Below are 18,646 nucleotides of genomic sequence, written 5' to 3' on the forward strand. Positions count from 1 at the left end.
TCGCCGAGCGCCAGGCGGGGTGGGTGTCGTCACGGACCCGGCTCGACCCGCCGTTCCCGAACCGGCCCGGCCGGACGGCCCGTTTCGTACGGATTCACGCGATGGTGTGATCATGTCCCGGTGGGTGGATGTGCCCCGAGGGGCCTGGGTAGGGCCCGGCCATGACGCAGCCGTTCGAACTCCCGCACTTCTACATGCCGTATCCCGCGCGGCTGAACCCGCACCTCGACGAGGCGCGTGCCCACACGGTCGAATGGGCACGGGGGATGGGCATGCTGGAGGGCTCCGGCATCTGGGAACAGTCCGACCTCGACGCGCACGACTACGGCCTGCTGTGCGCGTACACGCACCCCGACTGCGACGGGCCGGCCCTCTCGCTCATCACCGACTGGTACGTGTGGGTCTTCTTCTTCGACGACCACTTCCTGGAGACCTTCAAACGCACCCAGGACCGCCAGGGCGGCAAGGCCTATCTGGACCGGCTGCCCCTGTTCATGCCGCTGGACCTCTCCACCCCCGTGCCGGAGCCGGAGAACCCGGTCGAGGCGGGGCTGGCCGACCTCTGGGCGCGCACGGTGCCCTCGATGTCGCTGGGGTGGCGCAAGCGCTTCGCGGTCTCCACCGAGCACCTGCTCAACGAGTCGATGTGGGAGCTGTCCAACATCAACGAGGGGCGGATCGCCAACCCCGTCGAGTACATCGAGATGCGCCGCAAGGTGGGCGGTGCCCCCTGGTCGGCCGGGCTCGTCGAGTACGCGACCGCCGAAGTGCCCGCCCCGGTGGCCGGGTCGAGGCCGCTGCGCGTGCTGATGGAGACGTTCTCGGACGGCGTGCACCTGCGCAACGACCTGTTCTCCTACCAGCGGGAGGTCGAGGAGGAGGGCGAGCTCAGCAACGGCATCCTCGTCCTGGAGACCTTCTTCGGCTGCACCACCCAGCAGGCCGCCGAGACCGTCAACGACATCCTCACCTCGCGCCTGCACCAGTTCGAGCACACGGCGCTGACCGAGGTCCCCGCGCTCGCCGTGGAGAACGGGCTCACCCCGGACCAGGTCGCGGCGGTCGCCGCGTACACCCAGGGGCTCCAGGACTGGCAGTCGGGCGGCCATGAGTGGCACATGCGGTCCAGCCGGTACATGAACGAAGGCGTCCTGGAGGAGAACCGGCCGTTCGGATCCGGCGTCCTCGGCACCTCCGCCCTGGACGTCGGTGCCCTGCTCTCGGCCGCCGGGGCGGAGCGGCTGCGCGCGTACACCCATGTCCCGTTCCAGAAGGTCGGCCCTTCACAGCTGCCCGACTTCCTGATGCCGTTCGAGGTGACGCTCAGCCCCCATCTCGACGGGGCCCGGCACCGCCTCACCGACTGGATGCACGCCATGGGCATGCTCCAGGAGGGCGTCTGGGACGAGGACAAGCTGGACGCGTACGACCTTCCGCTGTGCGCGGCCGGCATTCATCCCGACGCCACCGCGGACGCCCTTGACGTCAGCTCGCAGTGGCTGGCCTGGGGCACGTACGGGGACGACTACTATCCGCTCGTCTTCGGCAACCGCCGCGACGTGGCCACGGCCAAACTGGTCACCGCGCGTCTGTCGGCCTGCATGCCCGTCGACGGCGAGGAGGTCCCCGTCCCCGCCAACGGCATGGAGCGCGGCCTCATCGACCTCTGGCAGCGCACCGCCGCCGGCATGGACACCGACGAGCGAAGGCAGTTCAGGTCAGCGGTCGACGTGATGACGGAGAGCTGGGTGTGGGAGCTGTCCAACCAGATCCAGCACCGCATCCCCGATCCGGTCGACTACCTGGAGATGCGCCGGGCCACCTTCGGCTCGGAGCTCACCATGAGCCTGTGCCGGCTCGGCCACGGCCGGAAGGTCCCGCCGGAGGTCTACCGCAGCGGTCCCGTCCGGTCACTGGAGAACGCGGCGATGGACTACGCGATGCTCCTGAACGACGTCTTCTCGTACCAGAAGGAGATCGAGTACGAGGGTGAGATCCACAACGGCATCCTCGTCGTCCAGAACTTCTTCGGCTGCGACTACCCGACCGCGCTCCGCGTCATCCACGACCTGATGACCCAGCGCATGCAGCAGTTCCAGCATGTCGCCGCTCACGAAATGCCCATTCTGTACGAGGACTTCAGGCTCCCCGAGGAGGTGCGCGAGATCATGGAGGGCTACGTCGGGGAGCTGCGGAACTGGCTGGCCGGAATCCTCAAGTGGCACCAGGAATGCCGCCGTTACGGCGCGGAGGACCTCGCCCGCCGCGCCCACGGCTTCGTACCGGACCTGGTGCCAGGGGTGCCGTTCGGTGGTCGGGGATTCGGCCCCGCGTCGGTTCCTGGAGTTCCTTCCGACTTCCCCGCGTCCCCGGTTCCCTCCGCCGCCCCGGTCCCGGTGCCGGCACCGGCGGGGGAGGCCGCGTCCGCGTACCGTCTGCCCGCCGGGGTGGGGGCCGGGAGCATCGGTGACGGCGGGGCGTTCAGGCTTCCCAGGGGCACGGGAGCAGCCGCCGAGTTCACCCTGCCGTCGGATCCCAGGGACTCGACGGGCCCGGCCTCGATGGACTAGACGGACTGGACGGGGCCGACGGGGCCGATGTGTCCGGCGGGTTCGACGGGTTCGACGGGTTCGGCGGGTTCGGCGGATCGGGTGACGGGTCGGAAGGCACCGTCCGCTCCGGTGGTGCCGCGGCCGAGGTGACGACGGCCGTCTCCTCGGCGCGGCTCCGCTCGGCGAACGCCCTGGCCGCGCCGGAGAGGCTCGCGAGCAACTCCGCGGCGGCCGCGGCGACCTCACGGGCCTCCTCCGCGAGCGTCGCGTCGACGGCGGTGGCCCGGGCCAGCGCGTGATGCTCCTGGACGACGTACACGCCGAGATTGGTGTCCCGCCACCACGCCGTCGTGTCGTCGCCGGGGTTTTCCAGGGTGGCGCGCAGCGACGCCAACGTGTGGGCGGCCTGCCCGAAACGGCCCTCCTCCCGCTCCAGCCGGGCGAGTCCGAGGAGGGCCGAGACACGGTCGCGGGCCGTGGTCAGCAGCGGCAGGCGCAGACGCTGGGCGCGCAGGGCCTGGAAGGTGTCGCCCAACTGCTCGAACTCGCGGACGAGGGAACCCAGCGGGTCCGCGAGGCTCCGGCCCGGGGCCCTGCCGTCGCGCCCGGCGGCGTACACGCGCAGGTCGAAGTCGTCCAGCGCGCGGATCAGCGCGACGCGGGCGAGTTCGACCAGGCCCTGCTCGCGGGCGAGGCCGGTCCAGGTGAACAGCGGCTCGTCCGCCGGATCGGTGCCGAAGAACGAGTCGTCGAGATCGCGTGCCCAGCTCAGCATCTCGGCCGATCCCGCGCCCGGCTCGGGCATGCCGCCCAGTCCGCACCAGGTGTCGAAGTCCGTCTCGCGCACCTCCAGCAGCAGCGGCAGATCCTCCGGAAGGCCGTGCAGGCCCACCAGGGCGGCGGCGAGGCGCAGTTCGTCGGTCATGGACGCCTCGGCCTCGTGCCGCAGCAGGTGCCGCAGCAGCGGCAGGTCGCCCTCGCGCCGGTCGAACTGGGCGGCACGCAGCGCGAGCGCGCGCCGCGCCCGGTCCCCGGCCACCTCGTCCCACGCGGCGCCCGTCCGCAGCAGCGCCAGGTCGGCGCGGCCCCGCGCGAGGACCGTCTCCCACAGCGGCGGACGGGGGTGCGGGTCCAGGAGGTCGTGGGCGCCGCCCTCCGCGGCGCCCAGCAGCAGGAAGTCGGGCTCGGTCCGCAGCAGGGCGGTGTGCAGCAGGCCGACGAGCTGAGTCGGGGAGCGCTCGGGCAGGCCGAGTGCGGCCCGCAGTTCGCTCCGCTCGGCGTCGATGCCGTAGTACTCCCGGATCCCCTCGTCGCTCTCGGCGACCGCCGCGAGGATCCTCTCCTCCCCGTCGGCCGGCGCGAGCCGCAGGTGGTCGTGCCAGCCGGGCAGCCCGACCAGCACCTCCAGTGCCTCGTCCACGCTGTTGCCGATGACTCCGGCCGAGCCCTCGGAGTCCGCGTACAGCACGGAGCCGTCCCCGCACACGAAGTACGTTCCCCCCGTGTCGTCGCCCGCTATCGGCTCCAGCGGTCCACCGGAGGCGAGCCGTACGTCCTCGGCGTGCTCCGCCCGGCCGAGGTCGAAGTCGAAGGGGAACGCGGCCAGTTCGGCCAGGCGGGGGTTCTCCCGCAGCAGACGTAGGGCGTGATCGGTCATGTCACCGAACGTAACAGCCTCCACCGACAACGGGACTTCCGGCTTCGGCCGGGCGCGGCTCGGGCGGCGGGACACGCGGGTGATTCGAACGGCGGTGTCAGTCTCACTCGTTCGTGAATCGTCGTGCGCCGGGGCGCAGGGTAGATCAACAGCCGGGGGCGGTCCGTAGAGCAGCTGCCGGAGGCGATCCATGGAACAGACCGCGTTGCGTCCCAAGCCGATGCCCGGTCAGGAGACGGGCGGCGACGACCGTCCGGCGCCCGCCGTCCGGCGCCCGCACGCCGTGCGACGCCGTGGCAGGCGGCTGATGTCCCTGCTCTTCGGCCTCTTCGTCGGGACCGTCCTGGTCCTGTCGGGCGTCGGACTCGGCACCGTGGGCGCCACGGTGATCGGCATGAGCAGACTGGCGGACCTGCAGAAGCAGGCCGGTGACGCCAAGGCAGGGCGGGAGCAGGGACAGGGAAAGGGGCAGGGGCAGGGGCACGAGGGAGGACATGGACAGCGGGGAGTGCGGAGCCCGGGGCCGGGGCCGGATGAGAGCGCGGGGCCCCGGTCCGCGTCCCCGCGTGGAGGTGCCGAGGCGGTCACCAGGGCGACGCTCGGGGTCGAGGCCGTCGACGCGTCCAAGGGTGCCGGCGCGCTGATCACGGGTGTCCACAACCCCGGCCCGGGCTACACGGCCGGTCTGGTCCGCGGAGACGTGCTCGACGCCTTCGGCGGGACCCACGTGGGCTCGGCCGCCGATCTGGCGAGGGCCGTCGCGTCTGCGGATCCGGGGAGCGCGGTGACGCTCGGTGTGCGCCATGCCGGCGGCGGCCGTCAGCAGCTGACCGCCGTCCCGGGCATCGTGACCTGACGCGGGCGCCGGCCGGCTCGCCCGGCTGACGCCCGGCCCATGGACCGGGCGTCGCGCGCGGTCGCGAACCGGTGGATCCGGGATCACAGAGGCATACCATCGTCCATAAGACCCCCGGAACGGCTCCGCGGCCGTCGCGAGCGGCTCGCGAGGACCACGGCGAAGGGGCAGGATGCTGCCCGTGGCCCCTGGGGGAACTCGGACATGCGGAGGCATGGATGACCGGCACGCCCACACCCTTCACCGCCGGTGACTACGAGGCCCGTATGCGGCGCGCGGCCGGGGCCGCCACGGAGGCCGGACTCGACGGCCTCCTGGTCGCCCCCGGGCCCGACCTGGTGTGGCTGACCGGCTACCGGCCGGTGGAGACCGAGCGGCTCACCCTGCTCGTGCTGCGGGCCGGACAGGACCCCGTGCTGGTGGTGCCCACCCTGGAGGCCCCGGACGCGGCGGCCGCGGCACCCACGCTGACCCTCCGTGACTGGACCGACGGCAAGGACCCGTACGAGGCCACCGCGTCGCTCGTCGACGGCAGCGGCCGCTTCGGCGTCAGCGACAACGGCTGGGCACTGCACCTGCTCGGTCTCCAGAAGCGGCTGCCGGATTCCCGCTACGTCGCCCTCACCGAAGCCCTTCCGATGCTCCGCGCCGTCAAGGACGCGGCGGAACTGGAGCGGCTGGCGGCGGCGGGCGAGGCCGCCGACGCGACGTACGAGGAGATCCGGAAGGTTCCCTTCGGGGGACGCCGGGAGACCGATGTCGCCGCCGACATCGCCGATCTGCTCCGGCAGTTCGGGCACTCCCAGGTCGACTTCACGATCGTCGCCTCGGGGCCCAACGGTGCCAACCCGCACCACGAGGCGGGCGACCGTGTGATCGAGCGCGGCGACATGGTCGTCCTCGACTGCGGCGGCCTCAAGCACGGCTACGGCTCCGACACCTCCCGCACGGTCCACGTCGGCGAACCGGACGCCGAGGAGCGCGAGGTCCACGACGTGGTGCGCGCGGCCCAGGAGGCGGGCGTCGCTGCGGTCCGGCCGGGGGCCGCCTGCCAGGACGTCGACCGGGCGGCCCGCGCGGTCGTCGCCGAGGCGGGATACGGAGACCGCTTCATCCACCGCACCGGGCACGGCATCGGCGTCACCACGCACGAACCGCCCTACATGATCGAGGGCGAGGAGCAGCCCCTCGTACCCGGGATGTGCTTCTCGGTGGAGCCCGGCATCTATCTGCCCGGCCGCTTCGGGGTGCGCATCGAGGACATCGTGACGGTGACCGAGGAGGGCGGATGGCGCCTCAACACCACGTCCCGCGAGATGGCGATCGTCGACTGACCGGCCACCGGGAGCACCACGGCGCGACCATGACCCAGGCACCCGCACCGACCGCGGACACCGTCCGCCGACTGGTCCGTTCACTGATCGCCGACAGCGAGCCGGCCGACGCGGGGCCCGAGGTGCGGCCCGTGACCGAGGGCGGCGAGCACTCCACCTGGTGGGTCGGCCGCCGGCACGTGCTGCGGTTCACCCGGGACCGCGAGGCCGCGATGCGCGGACGCCGGGAACTGAGGGTGCGCGACCTGGTCCGTCCGCTGGTCGGTGTCCCCGTGCCGGAGTGCGTCGCGCACGGCGACTGGGCGGTCGGTCTGGCCTACACGCTGGACACCAGACTGCCCGGGCGCTCCGGCGAGGTGCAGGACGTCTCGGCCGTCGGGGAGGCGGACCTGGCCGGTCTGCTCACCGGACTGCGCGAGGTGCCCGTACGGCAGGCGGAGGCGCTCGGTGTGCCCCGTGCCGAGCCGCGCTCCCTGGAGGAGCTGCGGACGGCCGCCGAGGGGGCAGCCGAGCGGCTGGCCGCCGAGGACGAGTTCGACCCCGGGAACCTCGCGCAGCTCACCGCGGCCGCCGCCGTCCAGCTCGCCGCCCAGACCGGGGCCGCCGTCCTCGTGCACCACGCTCTCAGGGGGGAGCACCTGGTGGTGAGCGCGGACGGGCGGGTGCGGGGCGTCCTCGACTGGACCGGCGCGGTCCTCGGGGACCCCGCCGAGGACATCGCCGGGCTCGCCGCGGCCGTCGGGGCTCCCGCCGCGGTACGCGCCGCCACCCTCGCCGGGTACGGCGCCCGCCCCTGCCTGCGCGGCCTGTGGCTGGCCCGCTGCGACACGGTGATCCGGCTCGCCGACCGGCTCGCGGGGCGGGACGACAGCTCCTTGGCCCCGCTGCGGACGCAACTCCACCGCGCCTGGGAGTCGATCCTCCTGGAACGGGTCACGGAACTGCCGGGCGACGACTGAGCCCCCGGCAGCCCGCACGCCGCCGGTCCGCGCAGGCCGGCGTCCGCGTTCTCACGCCTGCGTCAGCACCACGCACGACTCGCCGGGGACGCTCAGCAGTCCGTCCGCGTCCGGTGTCCGCACCGGCTCCCACGCGGCCAGCACGCGTGCCTGGCGCAGGCCGAGCGGGATCCCGGCCGCCTCCTTGCCGAGGTTCACCGCCACCCGGACGTCCCCGCGCCGCAGGGCGAGCCAACGGCCCCCCTCGTCGTGGGCGATCCTGACAGCGGCGAGATCGGGGTCCGAGAGGTCGGGGTGCCGCCGGCGCAGGGCGATCAGATCGCGGTACCAGGCCAGCACGCGCGCGTGGACCGCCTTCTCGGGCTCCGACCAGTCCAGACAGGAACGCTCCCGTGTCGCCGGGTCCTGCGGGTCGGGGACGTCCTCCTCCGCCCAGCCGTGCGCCGCGAACTCCCGGCGTCTGCCGCGTCGTACGGCCTCCGCGAGTTCGGGATCCGTGTGGTCGGTGAAGAACTGCCAGGGTGTGCCGGCGGCCCACTCCTCACCCATGAACAGCATCGGGGTGAAGGGCCCGGTCAGCGTCAGCGCGGCTGCGCAGGCCAGCAGGCCGGGGGAGAGCGACGCCGAAAGCCGGTCACCCTGGGCGCGGTTGCCGATCTGGTCGTGGGTCTGGGAGTAGCCGAGCAGTCGGTGCGCCGAGACCCGGGTACGGTCGAGCGGGCGGCCGTGGTGTCGCCCGCGGAAGCTCGAATAGGTGCCGTCGTGGAAGTAGCCCGACGTCAGCGTCTTGGCGAGGGCCGCGAACGGGGGCCGCGCGAAGTCCGCGTAGTAGCCCTGTGCCTCACCGGTCAGTGTGGTGTGCAGCGCGTGGTGGAAGTCGTCGTTCCACTGGGCGTGCAGCCCGAGGCCGCCCTCCTCGCGGGAGGAGATCAGCCGAGGGTCGTTCAGGTCCGACTCGGCGATCAGGCAGAGCGGCCGCCCCAGCTCGTCGGCGAGCGTGTCCACGGCCGTGGACAACTCCTCCAGGAAGTGCAGCGCGCGGGTGTCGCGCAGCGCGTGCACCGCGTCCAGCCGCAGCCCGTCGAGACGGAAGTCCCGCAGCCACGCCAGCGCGCTGCCGACGAGATACGCCCGCACCTCGTCCGAACCGGGTGCGTCCAGGTTCACGGCCGAGCCCCAGGGCGTCTGATGGGTGTCCGTGAAGTACGGCCCGAACGCGGGCAGGTGGTTCCCGGACGGCCCGAGGTGGTTGTGCACGACGTCGAGGACGACGCCGAGGCCCAGCTCGTGCGCCCGGTCCACGAAGCGCTTCAGCGCCTCGGGGCCGCCGTACGGCTCGTGCACCGCCCACAGCGAGACACCCTCGTAGCCCCAGCCGTGCCGCCCGGGGAACGGGCACAGCGGCATCAACTCGACGTGTGTGACGCCCAGTTCGGCGAGATGCCCGAGGCGCTCGGCGGCCGAGTCCAGGGTGCCCTCGGGGGTGTACGTCCCCACGTGCAGCTCGTACAGGACCGCGCCCGGCAGCGGACGCCCGGCCCACTCGGCGCGCCAGGCGTACCGGTCCTGGGCGACCACCGCGCTCAGCCCGTCGGGGCCGTCCGGCTGCCGCCGCGAGCGCGGATCGGGCAGTACGGGGCCGTCGTCCACCGTGAACCCGTAGCGCGTCCCGTCCCGCGCCTCCGCGTCTCCCGTCCACCACCCGGCGCGCTCCGGATCGCGCTCCAGCGCGCTCGTGGCGCCCTCGCAGTGGAGTGCCACCCGGTCGGCCTGCGGTGCCCACACCTCGAACCGCACTGACGGTTCCCCCTTGTCCGCTCTCCGTGACGTAGCCCGTCCATGGTGCGGCACACGAGATCGATTCGCGCTCCTCTCCACCCATTTGCCGCGCGTTCGCCACGTGATGGACGCGTGGCGGGAACACGTCGGTGGCGACGGCTGTTTCCGGGTCTTCTGGACACCCCGCGCCTCCTGGCCGACAATCACCTGCGTGACGTCGTCTTTCGAGTTCCACACGTACCCCGCGCGGTTGTCCGACGCGGAACGCGACCGGGCGCTGAAGGCCCTCCGTGACGGCGTCGCTCTCGGACGTCTCTCGCACGACACGTTCATCCATCGCATGGAGCTGGCGCTCTCCGCCCGCCGGTCCGACGAGCTCGCCGCGCTCACCGCCGACCTGACCACCGAGGGCCGCTGGTCGAGGCTGGTGTTCGGCACTGTCGAGGCCGTCTCCGGCTTCACCGTACGGGTGCGCAGGGCCTGGCAGGCCGAGCGGCTTCCGAAGCTGCTGCTGCCGCACCCGGGCAACGGCTACCCGTTGCGGATCGGCCGCGACCCCGCCAGCGGACTGCGGCTCAACCACGAGACGGTGTCGCGGATCCACGCGGAGCTGAGCCGCCAGGGCGGCCTGTGGGTGGTGCGCGACCTGGGGTCGACCAACGGGACGACGGTCAACGGACGGCGGGTGATCGGCGCGGCCGTCGTCCAGGACGGCGACCAGATCGGTTTCGGGCGGATGTTCTTCCGGCTGTCGTCCTCCTGATCCGACCGGCCGGCCACCGATCCGACCGATCCGGCCGACCCGGACTGAGCCGCCTGATCCTCCCGATCCGCCTGATCCGACCTGATCTGCCGTGATCCGGATGATCTGCCCGATACTCGCCGTCCGTCCGATCCTCACAACCTCTCGCACGGTCGGACCGAGCTCTGGCCTTGGTTTCACTCAGCGATTTCGTCGCCTTCCCTTGTGTTCCGCGGTGTTGACGTACCTTCACAGTCGTGACTGACTGTGTGTACACCGTGTACATCAGGTGAAGCGACGGCACCACATGTGTGGAGGTGCGCCCTGCCGCCACTCCTCCGCTACCCGACCGTGGACGAGCTGGGTGCCCGTGCCGCCGCGCTCGTCGCCCGCCGTCCGAGGGACGCCCGGCTGCGCCGCGTGGGCACGTCCCGGGCGGGCACACCCCTCTGGCTCCTCTCCGTCGGGCACGGCGACCGCCAGGCCCTCGTCGTCGCCGGACCGCACGCCAACGAGCCGGTGGGCGGCGCCACGGTCCTCCGCCTCGCGGAACGGGTGCTCGCCGACCCCCGGCTGCGCGACGGCGCGGACGCCACCTGGAACCTGCTGCTCTGCCTCGACCCCGACGGCTCCCGCCGCAACGAGGCCTGGCTGTCCGGCCCGTACACCCTCGGCCGCTACTTCCGGCACTTCTTCCGGCCCGGCTTCCTCGAACAGCCCGAGTGGCTGCCCGAGGGCACGGACGCCGTGACCCTGCCCGAGACCCGCGCCCTCCTCGACCTCCAGGACGAACTGCGGCCCTTCTTCCAGTGCTCCCTGCACGGCGTCGACGTCGGCGGCGCCTTCGTCGAGCTGACCCGCGAGCTGCCCGGCCTCGCCCAGCGCGTCGCCCACACCGCCGCGCGGCTCGGCATCCCGCGCGAGCTCGGACCGTACGACACCCTGTACTGGCCGCCCCTCGGGCCCGCCGTCTACCGCATCCCACCGCCGCACCGCGGCGACCTGGCCGCCGCGATCACCGAGGCCGCGGTGGAGTCCACCTGGTTCCACCCGCACCGCCACGGCACCGTCACGGCGGTCGTCGAGGCACCCATGTGGGGTGTGGCGGCCGTGGAGGACGCCACCCGGCCCGCCGACACCGACGCGGTGCTGCGCTCCGTCAGCCACACGCTGCGCCACGACACACGCCTTCTCGAGGGCATCCTCGCGCGCGTGCGTCCCGGTCTCGGCACCGCTCCGGACGCGGCCCGCCTCCTCGCGCCGGTCGACGACTATTTACTGGTCGGCCCCGGCCTCGCGGACTCCTGGGACCCCGATCTGCGGGACTCCGGTTCGCGGCCCCTGCCGTCGCTCGGCACCGCCCGGCTGACGTCCCTGCGCCTCGCCGGGCGCCGGGTCGCCCTGCGCACGGCCGGTCTGCTGCACCAGCTCGTCACCGGTTCCGGGCGCGACCCGCGCAAGGCGCTGCCGGAGCTGGACCGGCTGATCGACGCCTGGTGCGCCGACTACCGCGAAGGCTGCGGGGCACGCTGGATCCCGGTCGCACGCCAGGTCGAGTACCAGGCGCGCGTGGTGATCGCCGCGTTCGAACTCGCCGGGCGGTACGCACCGGTGGGCTCGCCTTCGGGTGAGACGGGGTGGAGTTCACAGGCCGCACTGCCGATGCACCGGGAATGACGAGAACCACCGAAGCGGTGCGCGGCGCGCCCGCCTGCTGGCCTCGGCGGCCCCGCTCACCGCCGCCGCGGCACCGGCACCGATTCCGGCATCGGCACAGGCACCGGCCCCGGCCTCCGCCCCTGCCTTGACCTCGGCCGCCGTACCGACCCCAGCATCGGCCGCCGTACCGAACCGAGCATCGGCCTCCGTACCGGCACCGGTCCCGGCGACGACCCACCGGCCCGTCCCCGGAAATTGGCTCCGCCTCACGGTCACCCGCGGCGAGGCCTCTCCCCAAGCCCTCCCACCCCTGCGAGCATCCGTCGGAGCGCCCGTCCGAGTAGCCGCCCGAGCACGCCTCCGAGCAGAGATCACCCCCGGCACCGGCACCCGCGGCACGCTCCTGCTCTGCGACCCGCCCCAGGGCCACCCCCACGCGGCGGAGGCCTGCGCGGAACTCGCCGCCGCCGAGGGGGACATCGGCCGGATCCCGGTCACGCCGGGCGTCCTGTGCCCCATGATCTACGCACCGGTCAGCGCCGCCGCGCGGCGAGTGGAACGGCCGACCGGTCACCTACGCGCACACCTTCGCGAACTCCTGCGTGATGGGTGCCGCCACGGGCGCCGTGTTCGCGCTGGGGGAGTAGCTCAGGCCACGTCGCGTGCGTGCAGGGCCGCGGCGACCACCGTGCGGGACTGGTGCTCGACCTGATGCTCCAAGGGGACCCAGCGGGCGCCGAAGCGTTCGGCGAAGGCGTCGCTCCAGGAGGCGACAAGACGTTCGAGGCGCGGCGCCGCCCGGTCGTCGACCTCCTGGAGGACGCGCAGCAGCATCGCCGCGGCCCGCAGCGGCAGCCGGCGCCCGAACGCGTCCACGCTGCCGACGTACGCCCTGGTGGTGTCCGCCGGCGGCGTCCGGACCCAGTCGTCGGCCAGCCCCGGCACCAGCTCCAGAGCCCACTTGGCGGCCCGCAGGAGCGGCCCGTCGGGACCGGGCAGCCGCGCCATGACCTCCGTCAGCACGGTCTCCACCTGACGCGCGTCCCGCCGCAGCCGGTGCGCCAGACCCCGCATCGCCGCTGCCGGTGCCGGGTGCGGCGCGGGGTCGGCCACCAGATCGCTGGCCCACATCGGGACCTCGACGACCGCCGTCAGCCCCCCGTACCGGTGCGCGTGGTACCAGGTGCTGTGCCGCGCGTCGTCGGGCATGCTCGGATAGGCCGCGTCCGAGCCGGGGGCCGGCATCACGTGCACCCCGGGCCCGGAGGCCGGCCAGCCCGCGGCGTCCGACGCTCCCGTCTCCACCGGGATGTGCAGCTCCGCCGCGGACTTGGCGAACGGCTCGGCGAGCCCGGGGATGTCCTTGGTCAACTGCACCCAGCTGCCGCCGAGATCGGTGCCGTGCAGGGTCGCCTGGAGGTAGGGCCGCAGTTCGTCGATGACCCGGGTGAGGGCGCGGGTCTCCGGCGGCAGCCGGTCGGGCGGCAGTACGGACGGCGACCACTCCGGCTGCTCGGGTCCCGCCGGACGGAAGAAACCGAGGTGGTAGTCGAGCAGGGTGCGCGGCGCCGGCGTCACATGCAGACTCGCCCCGTCCGGGTCCGCGCAGAGCAGGAAGTGCCAGGAGGTGTCGGACCGCAACTCCACGTCGTACAGGACGCGTTCGGCCAGTGACAGGAGCGTCGAACCACCGGCCGGCTCGTTGGCGTGGGCGCCCGCGACGACGAGGACCGCGCGCCGCGCGTGACCGACGGACAACAGGTGGAGCGGCCTGCCCGCGCGTGAGACACCGATCTGTCTGAGCGTGCACAGGCCGGGCCGGTGGGCCGCCAACGCCCGTGCGGACGCGACGATTTCGGTCACACTGGGGTAGCGCAGCTCCTGCAGGAGACTCACCCCCGACTTGTCCGCCCTGCATCGCTTTCCGCAGTACTCCACGGACTGCGGCACCTGTCAAGCAGAGGCGGGGCGGCGCCGGGCGCGCCAGGTGGCGTCCACCGCCGGCAGCGGGGGCGCGCACCGCCGGAAGAGGGAGGTCGTGCCGGGGCGTTCGTCGATCCTCCCGGGCGGGCCGGGGCCCGGCGGCGAGCCCCGACATCACCCGTACGGGCGTACGGGGGGCCGCGCTCCGTGCCCGGCCCCGGGCGTTCGGCCCGTCGCGGCGGCCCTGATGTCAGCCGCTCGCCGCGGAGCCCGCGGGGCCCGCGGGGCCGTCCTCAGCGACGCGTTCCAGCAGCGCCACCGGCGACCGCTCGAAGAGCTCCGCCACGCGCGCGTGCCCCGTGAACTCCCGTCCCGGAGCGAGCAGGTCCGTCCAGCGTCCCGCGGGCAGCGCGAGACGTGTGTCGCGCCAGCCGCCCTCGTCCGCCAGCCGCAGCGACAGCCGGGTGACGGCCGAGACCACCTCCCCGGAGCGCACGAACGCCACACAGTGCGCGGCACCCGGACCCTCCGCGGTCAGCGGCGCGTACGTGGCCGTGTCGCCGAAGACGTCCGGGCGCCGCCCGCGCAGCCGGAGCGCCGCCGTGGTGAGCGCGGCTTTCTCGGAGACCCCGGCGGTGCCCCGCGCCGACGGCCGCTGCGAGGACGGTCGGGGCGGTGCGAACGGCCTCCGGTTGTCCGGGTCCACCAGCGCCAGGTACTCCTCCTCGGTGCCCTGGTACACGTCCGGCACCCCCGGCATGGTGAGCTGCACCAGGGCGGCCCCCAGGACGTTCGCCCGGACGTGCGGCGCGAGCCCTGCCCTGAAGTCGGCCACGTGCCGCCCCGGCGCCCCGCACGGGCCCGCCGCGACGAACGCCGCGACCGCCGCCTCGTACGCCGGGTCCTGCTCGGTCCAGGCGGTGTGCAGCCCCGCCTCCCGGACGTGCTTCAACAGCGCGCCCTGGACGCGGTCCGGGTCGGCGTGGCCCAGCCCGAACACCGTCTGCCACGCGGCCCACGCCAGCTGGGGATCGGGAACGCCCGCCGCCCCCTCCGGCGTCACCTCGGCCAGGAGGTCGCCCCACCGGCGCGGGCACTGGGTGAGCACGGACAGGGCCGCGCGTACGTCGGCGCTGCGCTTCGTGTCGTGGGTGGACAGGGCCGTCCCGGTGCCGGGCCAGTCGCGCTGCACGCGCGCGCAGTAGGCGTGGAAGTCCTCCGGGGACACGGCGGGCGCTCCCGGGTCGCCGCCCACCTCGTTGGCCGACAGCAGGGGCACGTAGCGGTAGAACGCCGTGTCCTCCACGGACTTCGCGCGCAGCGCGGACGAGGTCTGGGCGAACCGCGCCCGGAACTCCGCGTGCTCCGGCCCGTCCCCGCCGCGCCCGAGCACCAGGTTCCGTACGACGTCCACGGCGTGCGCCTCCTCCGGCACGGTGAAGACCGCGCGGGCCTCGGCGGCGGCCTCCGCGGTGACGACCTCGGAGGCGTCCGTGGAGGGATACGGCCGGTACACGTCGACCCGCACGAGCAGCTCGCGCAGCGCGGTGCCCAGGGCCCAGGGAGCGTGGTCGCGCAGCCCGGGGTCGAAGGAGCGGGCGCACAGGCGCTCCGCCACACGCGTGAGACGGTCGAACTCGGTGGCCAGCTCGTGGGTGATCACCTTGTACGCCGCCCGGCGCACCGTCGCATCCCAGGAGCCGCCCAGGTCGGCCCGTGGAGCCGCGAACCTCCGGTACTGGCCCAGGAGTTCATCCGCCCCTGCCGGGTCCGCGAAGAGGCCGTCGACCTGCCGCAGCGCGTCGTAGCCGGTGGTGCCCGCGACGGGCCAGGCGGAGGGCAGCGGCTCACCGTCCGCGAGGATCTTCTCGACGACCGTCCAGCGTCCGCCGGTCGCCTCGTGCAGGCGGCGCAGATACGCGTCCGGGTCCGCCAGGCCGTCCGGATGGTCGACTCGCAGTCCCTCGACCACGCCGTCGGCCATCAGCTCCAGGATCTTGCCGTGGGTCGCCGCGAACACCTCCGGGTCCTCGACGCGGACTCCGATGAGTTCCGAAATGCTGAAGAAGCGGCGGTAGTTCAGTTCGGTGCGGGCCAGGCGCCACCAGGTCGGGCGGTACCACTGCGCGTCCAGGAGCTGGGGCAGCGGCAGCTCCCGCGTGCCCTCGCGCAGCGGAAACTCGTGGTCGTAGTAGCGCAGTACGTCGCCGTCCATCTTGAACCGGTCGATCTCCGTGCCGAGCCGGCCCCCGAGCACCGGCAGCAGCAGCCGGCCGCCCTGCGCGTCCCAGTCGATGTCGAACCAGCGCGCGTACGGCGACTCGGGCCCCTCGCGCAGTACCTCCCACAGCGGGCGGTTGTGGCGCGGGGCCATGGCCATGTGGTTGGGCACGATGTCCACGACCAGACCGAGCCCGTACGTGTGCGCGGTGCGGGCCAGGGAGCGCAGTCCCGGCTCGCCGCCCAGTTCCGCCCGTACGCGCGTGTGGTCCACCACGTCGTAGCCGTGCGCCGAGCCGGGGAGGGCCTCCAGGACGGGGGACAGGTGCAGATGGGAGACCCCGAGCGAGGCCAGGTACGGCACGGCGGCCTCGGCGGCCGCGAAGGGGAACTCCGGTTGCAGTTGGAGCCGGTACGTGGCGGTCGGCGCGGCGGGAACCATGGAGTCCGGGATCTCCCGTTCGGGACGCTCAGGTGTCATGGAAACCTACGTACCCCTCTCGCCCGGTTTCGTGACATCGGCGCCCGCATCCGGGTCCCTGTGGTGCCGGGTCCCGGACACGGGAAGACCCCCGCGCGCGTGCCCCGCGTCCTCGGCAGGAGCCGCCCGGGAACCGTCCGGACGGGGTCGGACGGAGGGTCGGGGTCGGACGGACGGTCGGGATCGGCCGGACGGCCGGGACGGCGGGACGGTGGGGCGGCCGGACGGCCCCCGGGCACGGTTTCCCGGTCCGCGCCCGCCCGCCCCGCCGTCCGCCGGTCCGGCGCGAAGGGTCAGAGATCCTGGGCGGGCCGTTGCAGCACCGTCACGCTCCGGTCGATCAGCGTCAGCCGGTCGCCGGCCTGGACCTTGGCGCCCGTGCCCGGCACCGGCCCCTCCGGCAGGGCGGTGTCGACCACCACCTGCCACTGCCGTCCGTGGTCGACGGGCACCACGAACTCCAGTGTTCGCGGCGAGGCGTTGAACATGAGCAGGAAGGAGTCGTCGGCGATGTGCTCCCCGCGCGGGCCCGGTTCGGAGATCGCGTTGCCGTTGAGGAAGACGGACAGCGCGTGGGTCTGCGTCGAACCCCAGTCCTGCTGGGTCATCTCGGTGCCCGCCGGGGTGAACCACGCGATGTCGGACAGTTCGTCGTGCGTGCCCTGGACGGGACGGCCGTGGAAGAAGCGGCGGCGCCGGAAGACCGGGTGGTCGCGGCGCAGCCACACCATCGCGCGTGTGAAGTCGAGCAGTTCGCCGCCGTCCTGCGGCCACGGCACCCAGGCGAGTTCGCTGTCCTGGCAGTACGCGTTGTTGTTGCCGCCCTGGGTGCGGGCGAACTCGTCGCCGTGGCTGAGCATCGGCACACCCTGGGAGAGCATCAGCGTCGCGATGATGTTGCGCATCTGACGGGCCCGCAGGGCGAGCACGGTCTCGTCGTCGGTCTCGCCCTCGGCGCCGCAGTTCCACGAGCGGTTGTGGCTCTCGCCGTCGCGGTTGTCCTCTCCGTTGGCCTGGTTGCGCTTGTTGTTGTAGGAGACGAGGTCGTTGAGCGTGAACCCGTCGTGGCAGGTGACGAAGTTGATGGAGGCGAGCGGGCGGCGGCCGTCGTCCTGGTAGAGGTCCGACGAACCCGTCAGCCGGGAGGCGAACTCGGCGAGCGTGCGGGGCTCGCCGCGCCACAGGTCGCGTACGGTGTCGCGGTACTTGCCGTTCCACTCCGTCCACAGGGGTGGGAAGTTGCCCACCTGGTAGCCGCCCTCGCCGACGTCCCAGGGCTCGGCGATCAGCTTCACCTGGGAGACCACCGGGTCCTGCTGCACCAGGTCGAAGAAGGACGACAGCCGGTCCACCTCGTGGAACTGCCGGGCGAGGGTGGCCGCGAGGTCGAAGCGGAAGCCGTCGACGTGCATCTCGGTGACCCAGTAACGCAGCGAGTCCATGATCAGCTGGAGCACGTGCGGGGAACGCATCAGGAGGGAGTTGCCGGTCCCCGTGGTGTCCATGTAGTAGCGCGGATCGTCCGCCAGACGGTAGTACGAGGCGTTGTCGAGGCCGCGGAAGGACAGCGTCGGGCCCAGGTGGTTGCCCTCGGCCGTGTGGTTGTAGACCACGTCGAGGATGACCTCGATCCCGGCCTCGTGCAGCGCCCGGACCGCCGACTTGAACTCCAGGACCTGCTGGCCGCGGTCGCCCCAGGAGGCGTACGTGTTGTGCGGGGCGAAGAAGCCGATGGTGTTGTAGCCCCAGTAGTTGTTGAGCCCCATCTCCACCAGGCGGTGGTCGTTCACGAACTGGTGCACCGGCATCAGCTCCAGTGCCGTCACCCCCAGTTCCGTCAGGTGTTCGATGATCGCGGGGTGTGCGAGGGCCGCGTACGTGCCGCGCAGTTCGTCGGGCAGTGCCGGATGCTGCATCGTGAGGCCCTTCACATGGGCCTCGTAGATCACGGTGTGGTGGTACTCGGTGCGCGGGCGCCGGTCGTCCCCCCAGTCGAAGTACGGGTTGACCACGACCGACGTCATGGTGTGCGGCGCCGAGTCCAGGTCGTTGCGCTTGTCGGGGGACCCGAAGGGGTAGCCGTACACCTCCTCGCCCCAGGTGATCGAGCCACTTATCGCACGTGCGTACGGATCGAGCAGCAGCTTGGCGGAGTTGACGCGCTGTCCGCGCTCGGGCGCGTACGGCCCGTGCACCCGGAACCCGTACCGCTGCCCGGGCATGATCCCGGGCAGATACGCGTGCCGTACGAACGCGTCGCTCTCGCGCAGTTCCACCGCCGTCTCCGAGCCGTCGTCGTGCAGCAGACACAGCTCGATCCGGTCGGCGGCCTCCGAGAAGACCGCGAAATTGGTACCGGCGCCGTCGTACGTGGCACCGAGTGGATATGCCTCACCAGGCCAGACCTGCATGGATACGACTCTCCCAGTAGTGCCGCGCCCCGGGGGGCGACTCCGAAGCGAGTCTCCCCGAAAGTGATGGAAC

The 18,646-nt window shown here is 72.9% G+C and carries 11 protein-coding genes and 1 pseudogene; 7 read left to right on the plus strand and 5 right to left on the minus strand.

Annotated elements, in window-relative coordinates; genetic code table 11:
• The first annotated feature begins 161 nt into the window (after window positions 1-161).
• Complete coding sequence (locus tag OHB41_RS34655; RefSeq protein WP_266702568.1) at window positions 162-2,570, plus strand: terpene synthase family protein; 2,409 nt, start codon at window positions 162-164, stop codon at window positions 2,568-2,570.
• Here OHB41_RS34655 and OHB41_RS34660 read toward each other — a convergent pair.
• A complete protein-coding gene (locus OHB41_RS34660; RefSeq protein WP_266702570.1) occupies window positions 2,518-4,209 on the minus strand; it encodes a hypothetical protein in 1,692 nt (563 codons plus the stop codon). The genes OHB41_RS34655 and OHB41_RS34660 overlap by 53 nt on opposite strands.
• Before the next feature lie 190 nt (window positions 4,210-4,399).
• On the opposite strand from OHB41_RS34660, the gene OHB41_RS34665 reads away from it, so the two are divergent.
• From OHB41_RS34665 to OHB41_RS34675, 3 genes are all read left to right on the plus strand, one after another.
• Complete coding sequence (locus OHB41_RS34665; protein ID WP_266702572.1) at window positions 4,400-5,065, plus strand: PDZ domain-containing protein; 666 nt, start codon at window positions 4,400-4,402, stop codon at window positions 5,063-5,065.
• 218 nt (window positions 5,066-5,283) lie between these two features.
• Complete coding sequence (locus OHB41_RS34670) at window positions 5,284-6,399, plus strand: aminopeptidase P family protein (RefSeq protein ID WP_266702574.1); 1,116 nt, start codon at window positions 5,284-5,286, stop codon at window positions 6,397-6,399.
• 29 nt (window positions 6,400-6,428) lie between these two features.
• Entirely contained in the window at window positions 6,429-7,358 is a 930-nt protein-coding gene (locus OHB41_RS34675) for an aminoglycoside phosphotransferase family protein (RefSeq protein ID WP_266702576.1), read from the plus strand.
• 51 nt (window positions 7,359-7,409) lie between these two features.
• Here the strand turns inward: OHB41_RS34675 and treZ are convergent, their stop codons facing one another.
• Window positions 7,410-9,155 (minus strand): malto-oligosyltrehalose trehalohydrolase, encoded by a 1,746-nt coding sequence (treZ, locus tag OHB41_RS34680; protein WP_266702578.1) that lies wholly within the window; start codon window positions 9,153-9,155, stop codon window positions 7,410-7,412.
• Between the two features lie 193 nt (window positions 9,156-9,348).
• Here treZ and OHB41_RS34685 point away from each other — a divergent pair, with 193 nt between their 5' ends.
• The 3 genes and pseudogenes from OHB41_RS34685 (at window position 9,349) to OHB41_RS34695 (ending at window position 12,185) form a co-directional block, all read left to right on the plus strand.
• Window positions 9,349-9,900, plus strand: coding sequence for an FHA domain-containing protein (locus OHB41_RS34685; RefSeq protein WP_266702580.1), 552 nt, complete (start codon window positions 9,349-9,351; stop codon window positions 9,898-9,900).
• Window positions 9,901-10,188: 288 nt separating this feature from the next.
• Window positions 10,189-11,556: a M14 family zinc carboxypeptidase gene (locus tag OHB41_RS34690; protein ID WP_266702582.1), complete on the plus strand. Its 1,368-nt coding sequence runs from the start codon at window positions 10,189-10,191 to the stop codon at window positions 11,554-11,556.
• Window positions 11,557-11,683: 127 nt separating this feature from the next.
• Window positions 11,684-12,185: pseudogene (locus OHB41_RS34695) on the plus strand (SSI family serine proteinase inhibitor).
• Between the two features lies 1 nt (window position 12,186).
• Here OHB41_RS34695 and OHB41_RS34700 read toward each other — a convergent pair.
• From OHB41_RS34700 to glgX, 3 genes are all read right to left on the minus strand, one after another.
• Window positions 12,187-13,434, minus strand: a complete 1,248-nt coding sequence (locus OHB41_RS34700) for a M14 family zinc carboxypeptidase (protein WP_266702584.1) — start codon at window positions 13,432-13,434, stop codon at window positions 12,187-12,189.
• Between the two features lie 277 nt (window positions 13,435-13,711).
• Window positions 13,712-16,162 (minus strand): malto-oligosyltrehalose synthase, encoded by a 2,451-nt coding sequence (gene treY / locus OHB41_RS34705; protein WP_266702586.1) that lies wholly within the window; start codon window positions 16,160-16,162, stop codon window positions 13,712-13,714.
• A 293-nt stretch (window positions 16,163-16,455) separates the two neighbouring features.
• On the minus strand, window positions 16,456-18,573 hold the full coding sequence (glgX, locus tag OHB41_RS34710) for a glycogen debranching protein GlgX (protein WP_266702588.1): 2,118 nt from the start codon (window positions 18,571-18,573) through the stop codon (window positions 16,456-16,458).
• Window positions 18,574-18,646 lie beyond the last annotated feature (73 nt).

The organism is Streptomyces sp. NBC_01571, from assembly GCF_026339875.1.
Taxonomy (GTDB): Bacteria; Actinomycetota; Actinomycetes; order Streptomycetales; family Streptomycetaceae; genus Streptomyces.

Bases quoted from the DNA above. Each gene is read 5' to 3' on its own strand.
- treY (WP_266702586.1), bottom strand. From the start codon at position 16,162: ATGACACCTGAGCGTCCCGAACGGGAGATCCCGGACTCCATGGTTCCC.
- glgX (WP_266702588.1), bottom strand. From the start codon at position 18,573: ATGCAGGTCTGGCCTGGTGAGGCATATCCACTCGGTGCCACGTACGAC.
- OHB41_RS34670 (WP_266702574.1), top strand. From the start codon at position 5,284: ATGACCGGCACGCCCACACCCTTCACCGCCGGTGACTACGAGGCCCGT.
- OHB41_RS34665 (WP_266702572.1), top strand. From the start codon at position 4,400: ATGGAACAGACCGCGTTGCGTCCCAAGCCGATGCCCGGTCAGGAGACG.
- OHB41_RS34655 (WP_266702568.1), top strand. From the start codon at position 162: ATGACGCAGCCGTTCGAACTCCCGCACTTCTACATGCCGTATCCCGCG.
- OHB41_RS34675 (WP_266702576.1), top strand. From the start codon at position 6,429: ATGACCCAGGCACCCGCACCGACCGCGGACACCGTCCGCCGACTGGTC.
- OHB41_RS34660 (WP_266702570.1), bottom strand. From the start codon at position 4,209: ATGACCGATCACGCCCTACGTCTGCTGCGGGAGAACCCCCGCCTGGCC.